At 59.4% G+C, this 12,983-nt stretch carries 15 protein-coding genes; 1 reads left to right on the top strand and 14 read right to left on the bottom strand.

Features of this window, described 5'->3' with window-relative positions:
* Window positions 1-159: 159 nt before the first annotated feature.
* Together FHX06_RS20910 and FHX06_RS20905 are read right to left on the bottom strand one after the other, a co-directional pair.
* Window positions 160-1,068 carry a flagellin gene (locus FHX06_RS20910; RefSeq protein WP_112541516.1) on the bottom strand — a complete coding sequence of 303 codons (909 nt, stop codon included), beginning with the start codon at window positions 1,066-1,068 and terminating at the stop codon, window positions 160-162.
* 280 nt (window positions 1,069-1,348) lie between these two features.
* Window positions 1,349-2,254, bottom strand: a complete 906-nt coding sequence (locus FHX06_RS20905; protein WP_112541517.1) for a flagellin — start codon at window positions 2,252-2,254, stop codon at window positions 1,349-1,351.
* Window positions 2,255-2,655: 401 nt separating this feature from the next.
* Between FHX06_RS20905 and FHX06_RS20900 the strand changes: the two genes are divergently transcribed.
* Window positions 2,656-4,575, top strand: a complete 1,920-nt coding sequence (locus tag FHX06_RS20900) for a glycosyl transferase (protein ID WP_183880743.1) — start codon at window positions 2,656-2,658, stop codon at window positions 4,573-4,575.
* A gap of 104 nt (window positions 4,576-4,679) precedes the next feature.
* Here the strand turns inward: FHX06_RS20900 and fliP are convergent, their stop codons facing one another.
* The 12 genes from fliP to fliI all read right to left on the bottom strand — a co-directional run bounded on the left by fliP (window position 4,680) and on the right by fliI (window position 12,974).
* On the bottom strand, window positions 4,680-5,417 hold the full coding sequence (gene fliP, locus FHX06_RS20895) for a flagellar type III secretion system pore protein FliP (RefSeq protein ID WP_112541519.1): 738 nt from the start codon (window positions 5,415-5,417) through the stop codon (window positions 4,680-4,682).
* On the bottom strand, window positions 5,414-5,917 hold the full coding sequence (locus tag FHX06_RS20890) for a flagellar basal body-associated FliL family protein (RefSeq protein WP_112541520.1): 504 nt from the start codon (window positions 5,915-5,917) through the stop codon (window positions 5,414-5,416). The genes fliP and FHX06_RS20890 overlap by 4 nt, the downstream gene beginning before the upstream one ends.
* A 12-nt stretch (window positions 5,918-5,929) precedes the next feature.
* Window positions 5,930-6,643 (bottom strand): flagellar basal body L-ring protein FlgH, encoded by a 714-nt coding sequence (flgH, locus tag FHX06_RS20885; RefSeq protein ID WP_112541521.1) that lies wholly within the window; start codon window positions 6,641-6,643, stop codon window positions 5,930-5,932.
* Window positions 6,640-7,179, bottom strand: coding sequence for a MotE family protein (locus FHX06_RS20880; RefSeq protein WP_113206966.1), 540 nt, complete (start codon window positions 7,177-7,179; stop codon window positions 6,640-6,642). The genes flgH and FHX06_RS20880 overlap by 4 nt, the downstream gene beginning before the upstream one ends.
* On the bottom strand, window positions 7,176-8,297 hold the full coding sequence (locus tag FHX06_RS20875; protein ID WP_112541523.1) for a flagellar basal body P-ring protein FlgI: 1,122 nt from the start codon (window positions 8,295-8,297) through the stop codon (window positions 7,176-7,178). The genes FHX06_RS20880 and FHX06_RS20875 overlap by 4 nt, the downstream gene beginning before the upstream one ends.
* Window positions 8,294-8,776: a flagellar basal body P-ring formation chaperone FlgA gene (flgA, locus tag FHX06_RS20870; protein ID WP_112969849.1), complete on the bottom strand. Its 483-nt coding sequence runs from the start codon at window positions 8,774-8,776 to the stop codon at window positions 8,294-8,296. Before flgA ends, FHX06_RS20875 begins: the two co-directional genes overlap by 4 nt.
* A 16-nt stretch (window positions 8,777-8,792) precedes the next feature.
* Complete coding sequence (gene flgG, locus FHX06_RS20865; protein WP_112541525.1) at window positions 8,793-9,581, bottom strand: flagellar basal-body rod protein FlgG; 789 nt, start codon at window positions 9,579-9,581, stop codon at window positions 8,793-8,795.
* 19 nt (window positions 9,582-9,600) lie between these two features.
* A complete protein-coding gene (locus FHX06_RS20860; RefSeq protein WP_112541526.1) occupies window positions 9,601-9,942 on the bottom strand; it encodes a flagellar hook-basal body complex protein FliE in 342 nt (113 codons plus the stop codon).
* Window positions 9,942-10,361, bottom strand: a complete 420-nt coding sequence (gene flgC, locus FHX06_RS20855) for a flagellar basal body rod protein FlgC (RefSeq protein ID WP_113012948.1) — start codon at window positions 10,359-10,361, stop codon at window positions 9,942-9,944. The genes FHX06_RS20860 and flgC overlap by 1 nt, the downstream gene beginning before the upstream one ends.
* Before the next feature lie 4 nt (window positions 10,362-10,365).
* The gene (flgB, locus tag FHX06_RS20850; protein WP_112541528.1) at window positions 10,366-10,758 is read right to left on the bottom strand and encodes a flagellar basal body rod protein FlgB; all 393 of its coding nucleotides are present in this window, start codon (window positions 10,756-10,758) and stop codon (window positions 10,366-10,368) included.
* Window positions 10,759-11,028: 270 nt separating this feature from the next.
* Window positions 11,029-11,571 carry a flagellar protein gene (locus FHX06_RS20845; protein WP_112541529.1) on the bottom strand — a complete coding sequence of 181 codons (543 nt, stop codon included), beginning with the start codon at window positions 11,569-11,571 and terminating at the stop codon, window positions 11,029-11,031.
* Window positions 11,572-11,573: 2 nt separating this feature from the next.
* On the bottom strand, window positions 11,574-12,974 hold the full coding sequence (fliI, locus tag FHX06_RS20840; protein WP_183880741.1) for a flagellar protein export ATPase FliI: 1,401 nt from the start codon (window positions 12,972-12,974) through the stop codon (window positions 11,574-11,576).
* Between the last annotated feature and the right edge of the window lie 9 nt (window positions 12,975-12,983).

The following is a 12,983-nucleotide window of genomic DNA, read 5'->3' as shown; positions in this document are numbered from 1 at the left end:
CTTAAATTTGGTTAACTCGTCGTCTCGTTGAGACGCAGAAAATAGCAATATGGTTAATCAATCGTTAACGGAAATTAAAAAAAGCCGCGCTCCATCGAAGCGCGGCTCGATTTCGATAGGACCCGCCGGTTACCCGGCGGGTTATATTTCGAGATCCTATTAGCCGCGGAAGAGCGACAGGATGTTCTGCGAAGAAGAGTTGGCGATCGAGAGAGACTGGATCGCGAGCTGCTGCTGCGTCTGGAGAGCAGAGAGCTTGGAGGACTCTTCTTCCATGTTGGCGTCGACGAGGCGGCCAACACCGGAGTCGATCGAGTCGGAGAGCGAGTTGACGAAATCGTCCTGCATGGTGATGCGGGTGGAGATCGAACCGAGCTTTGCACCGGCAGAGGTCATGGCCTTCAGAGCGTTTTCAACGGTCGTCAGAGCCGTGCCGAGGTCGCCGAGGGTCATGCTGGTGATGTCGAGGCCGTAGACCGAGCCGGTCGGGCCGTAGGACGAGCCGAGGATACCCGTGGAGGTTTCGACCTGACCGTTGGTCATGCCGAACATGACGTTGCCGACCGAGCTGTTGTCCAGGACGTAATCGGTCATCTTGACGGAGACGCCGTTCGAGCCATCGCGAACGAAGGAAGAAACAACGCTCTTCGTGCCGTTGGCGCCAGCAACCCAGTTTTCACCGGAGAAGGAAGCCGACTGAGCGATGCTTACCAGCTGGTCCTGCAGCTGGTCGATTTCTTCCTGAACCTTCTTCTTGTCGACGCCGTTTTCGGTAGCGGCAACGATCTTGGCCTTGATTTCGCCGACGACGTCGATAGCGCTGTCCATGGCGGTGTAGGCAGTGTCAACCTTTGCAGCGCCGAGGCCGAGGGCGTCGGAAACAGCCGAGAGAGCCTTGTTGTCCGAACGCATGGTCGTTGCGATCGACCAGTAAGCAGCGTTGTCGGAAGCCTTCGCGATACGGTAACCAGAGGAAACGTGGTTCTGCGTCGTGTTGAGGCCCTGGTTGATGCCGCGCAGCGTCTGGAGAGCAGCCATTGCTGCGTTATTGGTGTTGATGCTGGTCATAGTTTTCTTGCCCCTTTTGGCAGATTTGAAGAAGGGACATTCCGGATTTGGGCCGGCCCACAGCGATCAGCTTCATGCCTGTTAACCATTCTCGTCAGGGTTAACTCGCCGTTTCGATGGGCTTAGAAAACACCAAGATGGTTAAAGAAAACTAAATTCAAAAATGTAATTTCGTAAAAATATCTGATACTTAGAAAGGTTTTCATTAACCGAAAATTAAAACATTCGAGGCCGGGGGTTACCCGGCCTCGACGTTTTTGGCGATGTTGCTGGACCGCTCTTAGCGGAAGAGCGACAGGATGTTCTGCGAAGAAGAGTTGGCGATCGAGAGAGACTGGATCGCGAGCTGCTGCTGCGTCTGGAGAGCAGAGAGCCTGGAGGACTCTTCTTCCATGTTGGCGTCGACGAGGCGACCGATACCGGAGTCGAGCGACTTGCTGAGCGAGTTGACGAAATCGTCCTGCATGTTGATGCGGGTGGAGATCGAACCGAGCTTTGCACCGGCAGAGGTCATGGCCTTCAGAGCGTTTTCAACGGTCGTCAGAGCGTTGCCGAGGTCGCCGAGGGTCATGCTGGTGATGTCGAGGCCGTAGACCGAGCCGGTCGGGCCGTAGGAGGTGCCGAGGATACCCGTGGAGGTTTCGACCTGGCCACCGCTCATGCCGAACATGACGTTGCCGACCGAGCTGCTGTCCAGGACGTAATCGGTCATCTTGACGGAAACGCCGTTCGAGCCATCGCGAACGAAGGAAGAAACAACGCTCTTCGTGCCGCTGGCACCAGCAACCCAGTTTTCACCGGAGAAGGAAGCCGACTGAGCGATGCTTACCAGCTGGTCCTGCAGCTGGTCGATTTCTTCCTGAACCTTCTTCTTGTCGACGCCGTTTTCGGTAGCGGCAACGATCTTGGACTTGATTTCGCCGACGACGTCGATAGCGCTGTCCATGGCGGTGTAGGCAGTGTCAACCTTTGCAGCGCCGAGGCCGAGGGCGTCCGAAACAGCGCCGAGAGCCTTGTTGTCCGAACGCATGGTCGTTGCGATCGACCAGTAAGCAGCGTTGTCGGAAGCCTTGCCAACGCGGTAACCCGTCGAAACGTGGTTCTGCGTGGTGTTGAGGCCCTGGTTGACGTTACGCAGCGTCTGGAGAGCGGCCTGGGCGGAAGTGTTCGTGTTAATGCTCGTCATAAGTGTGTCCCCTAGAAAAACTAGATACAAAAAGGAGGACATACCGGACTATAAATACCGGCGATGACGGACCAGCTTCATGCCACTCGGGCCTTTATCTCTTGGCCCAAACCCGTCATGTCGAGGGCAATCTCGCAGCCAATACTTGCCAACTTCTTAAAAGCTGAGGGGTCGGCCAAGTCGCTTCAATTCCATGGTTAATGTTACTTGAATTTGTCTTCCAGGAAGCGTCTTTCCCGGAAAGCGGGTATGCGACTGCACCGGTTTCAAGCAAGCTTCGAATGCCAGTATGGCAGAAGCCGGGATAGTATCGTCGGGCAACCTGCTTTTAGCGGGACGGTCCGATTGCGCGCCCGTCGATCACCATTTCATGCCGGAACATTTCCTCACGGAGTTAGGTTTTGAACAGCAAAGTTTCGTTCTCGGCGGCATCCCGCGACTATCAGGCGGGCCGCTATACACAATCTCTGGCGACGCTCAACCAGCTCATCGACACTCAGAAGGACGCCAAGACCTACGCCCTCCTGGCCAAGAACCTGTTGCAACTGGGCTTCAAGTCCGATGCAGCCAAGGCCTATGGCCTCGCAGCCGACTGCGCCGGGCAAGGCGGGTTCGAATTCCTGAAGACTGCCGCAAAACTCCACCTGGAAGCCGGCAACGACGACGACGCCCTGCTGATCGCGATGCGCAATCTCGGCAAGGCTCAGGAAGATGCCGAACTCGCATTCATTATCTCGACAATCTATGTACGCCGGCAGCGGCGGGATCTGCTGCGCCCGTTCAAGAAAATCCTGTCCGAGAGCATGAACCCGGATCATATGCGCCTTGCCGCGCTGCTGCTCAACGACGACCTCATGGACGAGACGAACCAGCAGCTCGCCCGCAACCTCTTCCGGCGCTTCCCGGGCAACCTCGCCTTCCGTTTTCTGTATCTCGTCTGCGTGCGCGAATTCAACGAATTCGATGAGGCGAACAAACATCAGGCGCCTATCGACGCCGCCCTTGCAAAGGGCGACATCGATACGCTGAGGAAGGACAATCCCTTCTATCATCTGCATTGGTGCGGCGACGAGGATTTCAATCGCTATGCGACGATCGGCACGCAGCCGCTGGACCCGGTACGCGTGGGTTATCGACGCGGTCTGCCGCATACCTGGTCCGACAAGATCCGCATCGGCTACATGTCCTCGGACTTGTGGGACGGTCACGCGACGATGAAGCTGCTGCAGCGGGTTCTCGAGCTTCATGATCGCAACCGGTTCGAAATCACGCTCTTCGATCACACCCAGCCCGAGTTTCTGGAGAAGAACGTCGCCGATCGCAGCCGCTGGGGCAAGATCGTCAACACATACGGCCTGTCGGACGCCGCTGTCCTGAATGCCGTTCGCGCCGAGAACATCGACATCATGGTCGACCTCAAGGGCCACACCTCGGGAAGCCGCGCGTCGTCCTTCAATCAGCCGCTGGCGCCGATCCAGGTCGCCTGGCTGGGCTTCCCCGGCAGCACGGTCAATATCGATCTCGACTACGTCATTGGCGATCACTCGGTGCTGCCTGACGTCGCCAAGCCTTTCTATCACGAGAAATTCCTGCGCATGCCGGAAAGCTACCAGCCGAACGATCCGGCAAACCGCCCGCGGCCGCAGCCTGTCACGCGGGCAGAGCTGGGCCTCCCGGAAGATGCCTTCATTTTCGCCTCGTTCAACGGCAACCGAAAGATCACCTCCCAGGTCGTCGACAGCTGGTCCAGGATCCTCAAGCGTGCGCCCGACAGCGTGCTCTGGCTGATGGCAAATACGTCCCGCAACAAGGACAATCTGCTGGCGCGCTTCCAGGCCAATGGTATCTCGGCGAAACGGATCATCTTCTGCCCGCGTGCGCCCTATGAAGTGCATATCAGCCGTCAGCAGGCGGCCGATCTCGGCATCGATACATTCCCTGTCAATGGACACACGACCACTTCGGAACAGCTCTGGGGCGGCCTTCCTGTTCTGACGATGAAGGGCACGAACTTCGCCTCACGCGTCAGCGAAAGCCTGTTGAGGGCAATCGATCTGCCGGAACTCGTCGCCGACGATCTCGGTGCCTACGAGGATCTCGCCGTCGAGCTCGCGCTCAATCCGGAACGTGTCGCGGGCTACAAGAACCATCTGAAGGACAAGCGCTATATCGCGCCGCTCTTCGATGCGGAACGTTTCTGCCATCATCTCGAGCGCGGCTACGAGCTGATCATCGAGCGGCGGAAAAACGGCCTCACCCCCGACCACATCGACGTTCCCGCCCTACCGTCGCGCACCGAGCCTTTCGGCTCGAACGACTGAAGCCGTCGTCATTGCAAACACGAAGCCCGCCGGAGCGATCCGGCGGGCTTCGTGTTTGTGAGAAAGGGAATGCGGCAAACTGACTGGGAGCCTGACCTTGCCCGTCAGCTGAAGGAGCGCACCAGACTTCCGACCAGAAGGTTCCAGCCGTCGATCAGCACGAAGAAGAGAATCTTGAATGGCAGCGAGATCGAGGTCGGCGGCAGCATCATCATACCCATGGCCATGGTGATCGTCGCAACGATCAGATCGATGACGAGGAAGGGCAGGACGATGAGGAAGCCGATTTCGAAACCGCGCCGAATCTCCGAGATCATGAAGGCAGGCAGCAGGATGCGGTAGTCGATCGGGTCTGTCGTCTGGATATTCTGGCCGCGCTCGCGGGCTAGGTCGGCAAAGAGCGCGAGATCCTTGTCACGCGTATTGGCAGACATGAACGTGCGGAACGGTTCGGCGATGCGTTGAACCGCCGTTGATTCATCGATCTGGTTTGCAAGCAGCGGCTGGACGCCGTCCTGCCAGGCCTTATCGAAGGTCGGCGACATGACGTAGAAGGTCATGAACAGCGAGAGCGAGAGAAGGATCATGTTCGACGGGGTCGAAGACAGGCCCATGCCCGTACGCAGGATCGAAAAGGCGATGATGAAGCGCGGGAAGCTCGTCACCATGATGAGGATGCCCGGCGCGACCGAAAGCACGGTCAGAAGGCCAAATGTCCTGATGATCCAGGCGGCGGCGGAGCCGTCGACCGGGATATTCAACAGATCAGTCGGAAGCTGCTGTGCTACCGCCAGTTCCGGCACCGCCATCATGGCGGCAAGGAAAACTATGAGTCGAATCATTCGATGACAAAGGTCCTGAACATGACCTTCGATACGCGCCCTTGAGAGCGAAGGTCAACACGTTCCTGGATGTCATCCTTGAGATATTGAAAGCCCCGCGGCCCTTCGATCTGCTGAAGGGAAATGGTCCTGATATAAGCGAGGATATCCTGGTGAATATCCTCGGCGACCTTGACATCAGGCGGCCCGTTGAACATCAGCGCCACCTCGAGTCGGATCCAGTTTTCGGAGGGGTAAGCCAGGTTCGAGGTGACCGGGTCCAGCACGACGATGTTGTTGGCTTCCGTGGCGATTTTCGGAAGGCCGCCCTCGGCCTTCTTCTTGGCCTCGGCCTCCTTCGCCTGTTCGGCCTCGGTGGCGCTGCGGATGTTCGGCGCTACCATGTTGCCGACCGCCCAGCCGCCGCCGGCGCCGACAAGCGTCAGGACGGCAATGCCGATGATCGTCATCACCGTGCCCGACTTCTTCTTTTTGCCTTCGTCCGTTTCGTTGTCTGCCATTTTGGTTCAGCCTCAAAGCGGCGAGAAGAGATCGACGGCCTGCTGGCCGCGCGGCGGCTGCTGCACTTCCATCAGGCGGCCGCGGCCACCGTAGGAAATGCGGGCTTCGGCGATCTTGTCATACGAGATCTGGTTGTCGGAATTGACGTCCTGCGGACGTACGATACCGGCGACGTTGAGGATGCGCAGTTCCTGATTCAGGCGCACTTCCTGCGAGCCGCTGATGACCAGGTTGCCGTTTTCGAGGATGCCGGTAACGACCGCCGCCACCAACAGGTTGAGCTTGTCGGTGCGCTCGATCTTGCCCTTGCCGTCCGTGCTCGTGTCGGAACCATAAGTCAGATCCGTCTTGGACTGTGGCGTCCAGCCGAAGACCTGCGCGTTGACGTCCCAGTTCATCCCGCTTGAATTCTTGCGGCTGCGGTTGGTCTCGTTGTCGAAGGAGCCCTTGTCGTTGATCTGGATATCGACCGTCAGGATATCGCCGACGTTGAGCGCGCGCGCATCCTTGAAGAGCGCGGCCTGCGAATCGCTCCACAACGAGTAGCCCTGCGCAACCGCGCGCGGTTGCTTCGGATAAAGCGCCATCTGCGGCGTTTGGCCATAGGCAAGACCGCTGCCGATCGGGCTCATGGAAGGCGCGCGGCCGATCTCGTTGACTGCCGTCGATTGGCAGCCAGCAAGGAGGGCAACAGCGGCGATCACAGCCGGTAAACGCTTATTCATGAAGGATCCTTCGAGGTATTGGGATCAGATGCACTTGCGATGATGCTGGCGATGTTGGCAGCCTTGGTGGAATCCATCTCGTTCAGGATCAGGCTGGATTGGCGCGGCCCAAGCCGCATGATGACGGCTGCGGCCAGTTCTGGCTTGACGTCCTGCAGCTGAAGGGCTGCCGCATCCGGCTTCATCTTCTTATAGATGTCCGTCAGGCCGGCCTCGGCCTGTTTGAGGAAATCGTCGCGCCGCTTCAGCCAGTCCTGGTATTCGGCCTTGCGCCTGTCCATTTCGGCAACGCGGCTGTCGATATCGGCGCGCAGCTTTTCGAGCTCCTGCTTCTGGAGGAGATAGCGCTGATCGCGAGCCGGATCGGCGATATTCGTGCAGAACTGCTTGACCTCGTCCGTCGAGGTGATGTCGCCTGCCGGCGCCACTTCCTGAGCGAAGGCGCCGGGAATGGAAAGTAGTACGAGGCCCGCGGCCGGCAAGGACAGCCGGCGCAACAGCTGGACGACCGGATTCTCGTTCTTGACCTTGATCATTGCAGCACAAGCTCCGCTTGCAGGGCGCCTGCAGACTTGATGCCCTGGAGAATGGCGATGATGCCATCCGGTTTGACGCCGATATTGTTGAGACCGGCAACGAGGGTGCGCAGGTCAGGACCGTCGATGATCGCAACCCGGCCGCCCGTTTTCTGGGCCTGGATATCCGTCTGCGGCTGGACGGCCGTCTCGCCGCGAGAGAACGGCTCCGGCTGGATGATCTGCGGCGTTTCGGTCACCTGCACGGTCAAAGTTCCATAGCTGACGGCGACCGGCGAGACGCGGACATCCGAGCCGATGACAATCGTGCCGGTGCGCTCGTTGATGACGACCTTGGCCGGCGTGTCGGTCTCGACCACGAGATTTTCGATATCGGCCATCAGGCGCGTGAGGTCTGCCTCACGCGGCTTCTCGATGACGACTTCCTGCGAATCCTTGGCTTCCGCGACCGGGCCGCCGAAGCGGGCCTTGGCATAACCATTGACGATATCGGCGATGCGGATCGCGGTGGAGAAGTCAGGGTTGCGCAGCTGCAGGACCAGATTGACCGAATCCTTGAAGCGGGATGGCAGCTCGCGTTCGATGATGGCACCGCCTGGCACGCGGCCGGCCGTCGTCACACCTTCGGTCACGGTCGCCGCCTGTCCCTGGGCCTGGAAGCCGTTGACGATGGCTGCACCCTGGGCGACGGCATAGATCTGGCCGTCGGCGCCTGAGAGCGACGTCATGACGAGCGTACCGCCGCGCAGCGACGTCGCGTCGCCGAGCGAGCTGACCGTCACGTCGATACGGCTGCCGGGGCTTGCGAAGGGCGGCAGGTTGGCCGTGACCATGACAGCCGCCGTATTCTTGGCATTCGACTGGCTGCCCTGGGTGGAAATGCCGAGGTTCTGCAGCATCGCGCGCATGGACTGCTCGGTGAAGGGCGAAGCGCGGAAGCCGTCACCTGTACCCTGCAGACCAACGATAAGGCCGTAGCCGATAAGCTGGTTGTCACGGCCGGCCTGCAGCGAGGCAATATCCTTGATGCGGGACGTCAACGCCCAGGCAGGCGCGACATCGGTCAGGCTCATCGCCAGAACCGCAACCAGGCTCAGAATACGAAAGAAGAAACTCATTTTGCCCTCACATGGACCGTACCATCGGCGAGCACGGTGCCGCTGACGATGACGCCGGAGTCCATATTGCGTGCACGGATCATCTGGCCGGTCGCACCATCTTCAAGGGGCGAACCGGCAGCGGAAATGGTCATCTGGCCGAGCTGGAAGACCAGGCGGATGTTGGAACCGCGCGTCACCGTATAGGGTTCACGCAGTGCGGAGATCGAAATCGTCCGGCCCGGCAGCAGCGTGCGCTTGGAAACGTACCCTTCGACCTGGGAGATCGACTTTGCATAGTCGCCTGCGAGGTTGGGATTCGTGACTTCGACTTCCTGAAGCTGAGAGTTCGAAATCGTGTCGCCGGGGTAAATGATCGTCGTCGGGACGACGGCATAACCCATGCCGGCATCCGCTGCGACCGGCACGAACATGCCGGTGATTGCGATCGTGGCCGCAGCCACCCATCCCTGGACGTATCCTGCCCGGCGAAACATCATGTTCGGCCCTTCCCTCTTACTTCAGGTTCTTGCTGACGATGGATGCCATTTCGTCAGCGGTGGTGATCACCTTGGAGTTCATTTCATAGGCGCGCTGGGCCGAGATCAGTTCGGTGATTTCTTTCACCGGATCGACGTTCGACGATTCCAGGTAGCCCTGCTTGAGGTAGCCCATGTTGTCTTCATCGGGATTGCCGATGACGGCATCGCCGGATGCCGGGGTTTCCTGGAAGAGGTTGTCTCCGATCGGCTTCAGGCCAGCCTCGTTGACGAAGTCGGCAAGCGTGATCTGACCGAGCGTCGTCGGATCGGTCTGGCCGGGCAGCTTGGCGGTCACTTCGCCGGAGCGGCTGATCGTCAGTTCGGTGGAACCCTGCGGGATGGTGATGCCCGGGATGACCTCATAACCGTCGATGTTGACCAACTGGCCCTGGTCGTTCTTGTTCAGCGCACCGGCGCGGGAATAGAGCGTCGTGCCATCGGTCGACTGGATCTGGAAGAAACCCTTGCCGACGATTGCGACGTCGAGGTCGTTACCGGTCTGGGTCAGCTCACCCTGGAGATGCAGATTGCGAACGGCAGAGGTCTGAACGCCGAGGCCGATATTGGCACCTTCCGGCACGATGGCCTGGTTGGCTCGGTTGGCGACACCCTTGGCGCGCTCCGTCTGGTAGAGAAGGTCGGTGAATTCTGCGCGGGCGCGCTTGAAACCGGTCGTATTGATGTTCGCGATGTTGTTCGCGATGACTTCCAGGTTGGTCTGCTGGGCATCCATGCCCGTTGCTGCGATGGCGAGCGCTCTCATGTGTTCGTCCTCAAATCAGTTACATCTGCATCTTGGTGACTTCGAGGAAGGCCGAAACGACCTTGTCGCGAATGGCGATTGCAGTCTGAAGGGTCTGTTCCGCCTGCAGCATCGAATCGACGACTTCGCGTGTGGAAGCCGTCCCCTTGATGCCGGCGAAGGACATGTTTTCTGCACCCTTCAGGCTGCTGACGGCTTGCGTCGCCATGTTGCCCATGACGGAAGCGAAGCTCAGGCCGCCGGATGCACCAGCCGCAGCAGACGAGGCCGCAGTCGTGGAGGAGGCAGAATTTTCGGTATCGATGGCGCCGAGGGCGCGGGTCATCGAAAGATTGCTGACATTCTGTACGCTGCTGATCATTATTGTCCGCTCTTCAGGAGATCGATCGTCGAGGAGATAAGGTCGCGAGTCTGCTTGATCGTCTGCAGATTGGCGTCATACGAGCGGTTGGCTTCACGCATGTCGGCCATCTCGATGAGGATATTGACGTTCGGCATCTTGACGATGCCCTTCTCATCCGCAGCGGGGTTGCTCGGGTCGTATTCCTTGGTGAAATCGCCTTCGTCGGTCCCGATCTTCTTGACGTTGACAGTCTCGACGCCGCTGGTGCGATCGAGCTGCTGGCCGAAGGTGATCGTCTTGCGGCGATAGGGATCGGCACCCGGCGTGTCGCCGGTCGAACGGGCGTTGGCGATGTTTTCCGAGACGATGCGCAGACGTGTCGACTGCGATTCGAGCCCGGAACCTGCGATTTTCATTGCTGCTGAAAGCGGATCCATCCGTCTACTTCCTTACCGTCATCAACATCATTCGATGAAAGGAACTGACGAGCGAGGTGTTCAGGTCATACTGACGCTTGATCTCGCCCGACTTGGAGAGTTCTTCGGCGATACCAACGGTGTTGCCGGATTCCTGGACACCGATTTCCTGATCGAGCGCGGCGTCCTTGACGTCGATATCGCCGCTCGTGCTGAAATCGTTGCCGCTCAGATGCATCGGATTGGTGCGCGCCATGGTCACGTCCGACTGGTCGAGCACGGCCTGGAAAGGCGTCACATCCTTTGCACGAAACTTCGGCGTGTTTGCATTCGCGATGTTGCCGGCAACAACCTCCTGACGGATCGTCAGCCATTCCGCCTGCTTTGAAGCCAAGTCGAAAAGTTGAATCGGTTGCATGAGAACTCTCCGTTTTTACTAGGCCGAACCTAGGGCGGTAATCTTGCGTGGGACTTACGGTAAATGCAGGATTTGCAGGCCATTGCTCGAGGTTACTTGCAGACATCGACCAACCGTCGCCCGACCGTTTCTCCGACACGGGCCTGCAGCGATTCACCTTTTGTCTGAACTGAAGCGTGTTACGATCCTCAGGGTTCGCCACCAACACTTCAGGCTTTGATTTCGCAGGTCTTTGTCGCAGAACCGCTGCCCGGTTTTGCGCGGCATGCTTTAGTTGTTCTGGTAGATCTCACCCTTGGAGGTAACGATCACCCACTTGCCATCGCGCTGTTCCAATGTGGCAAGGCGGCTTTCGTCAGGCAGGATCGAGCCGACGCGCACGACATACATGCCGGAGGGATCCTCGATGAGGGCCCGGCCATTGGCCACGTGCAGCAAACGGAAAGAACCCTTGCCGGGGAAAGGCTGGTCCTCCATCAAGGCGTCGCCGTTGCGCTCCTTGCCGAGCTCGGAAACGGTTGCCGTCGTCAAATTGTCGATCGGCGGGACTTTCTTGCCCTCATCGTTCTTGTTGACCATGGCGAGCGGCGACACGCTGAAGACGTTGCGCGCCGGCCAGTCCGGCAAATCGCGGGAGGCATTGCTGTCGGCGACGTTGATGCCGAACTTGTCCTCGTTGAAGAAGACGTACCAGGGGAAGAAGGCGGACGCACCGGCAAGTGCCAGACCCAAAAAGGTCAGCGCGCGATCGAGCAGCACGCCTTTGTTGCGCTCTTTCAGTGCGGCTATCCGTTCGTCTTCGAAATCGGCCATGATCAGGCCCTCCTTTGAATAGGCGCACTCGGAGTGGGCACGCCGGCGGCGGCCTTCAGAGCACCGGCAAGATCCGCAAAGGCATCGAGCGATTCTCGGTCTCCGGGAGACTGTTTCAGGACGTCATAGATGATCGGCACCTGCCTGACCGCCATGTCGAGATCGGCATCAGCGCCCGGACGGTAGCCGCCGATAAGGCGCAGGTCGCGCGTTTCCTCAAAGCGATGGATCAGCACCTTGAGGCGCGAAACCAGCTTCTCCTGATCCGGGGTCCAGGCCTTGCGGGCAAGACGCGAGATGGATGCGAGCGGATCGATCGGCGGGTAGCGCCCCTCCTCCGCCAGGCTTCGCTGCAGAACGATATGACCATCCAGAATACCGCGCGTCGAGTCGGCGATCGGATCGTTGTGATTGTCGCCATCGACAAGGATGGAAATGATCGCGGTGATGGTGCCCGCACCTTCCGCACCGGGACCGGCGCGCTCCAGAAGGCGCGGCAGCTCGGTAAAGACGGAGGCCGGATAGCCGCGCGCAATCGGCGGCTCACCGGAGGCGGTCGCGACTTCGCGGATTGCATGGGCAAAGCGCGTAACGCTGTCGACGATGAAGAGGACGTTTTCACCCTTGTCTCGGAAGTGCTCGGCGATGGTTACGGCCGTCAGCGGCGCCATCTTGCGCAGCATCGGGCTCTCGTCACTGGTGGCAACGACCGCAATCGCCTTCTTCATGTCGCTGCCGAGCGTATCCTCGATGAATTCGCGGACTTCACGACCACGTTCGCCGACCAGCGCGATCACCACCTTGTCGAAAGCGTCGGCACGAGCCAGCATCGACAGGAGTGTCGATTTGCCGACGCCCGAGCCGGCGAAGATGCCGAGACGCTGGCCGAGGCAGAGCGGCGAGAAAATATCGATCGCGCGCACGCCGGTCTTGAACCCTTTTTCGACGCGCTGGCGCGTCATCGAAGGCGGCGCAGTATTCGAGATCGACCGGCGGTCCAGGCCTTCGGTGATCGGGCCGAGCCCGTCGATCGGCTCGCAGAGGGAATTGATGGTGCGACCACACCAACTGTCCGACGGGGAGATGCGGAAGGCACCCTTGCGGATGACAACGTCATGGATGCCGATCGGCTCGCCCGGTTCGATCGGGCAGACATAAACCAGATCCGGCTCTACCCGGACAACTTCGCCGAGATGTATACCCGTCGCGGATTTATGGGCGACGAACTCGCCAAGACGCACATACCTCGAAATGCCGCGCACGGTATAGTGACCGGCTGCGATCGTATGAACGCGGCCGCCATGCGTCACCGAGAATTCTGGCGAGGCATAGCGTTCTGCAAGGGCGCCGAGATGCGTCAGCTTCGGCGAGAGTGCGTCTTCGGTCAAGAGCGTGGTGTTCATGCTTCACGC

The organism is Rhizobium sp. BK512 (assembly GCF_014194915.1).
Classification (GTDB): domain Bacteria; phylum Pseudomonadota; class Alphaproteobacteria; order Rhizobiales; family Rhizobiaceae; genus Rhizobium.
The sequence above is the reverse complement of the archived record's forward strand: the minus strand, read 5'-3'. Positions and strand labels throughout refer to the sequence as shown.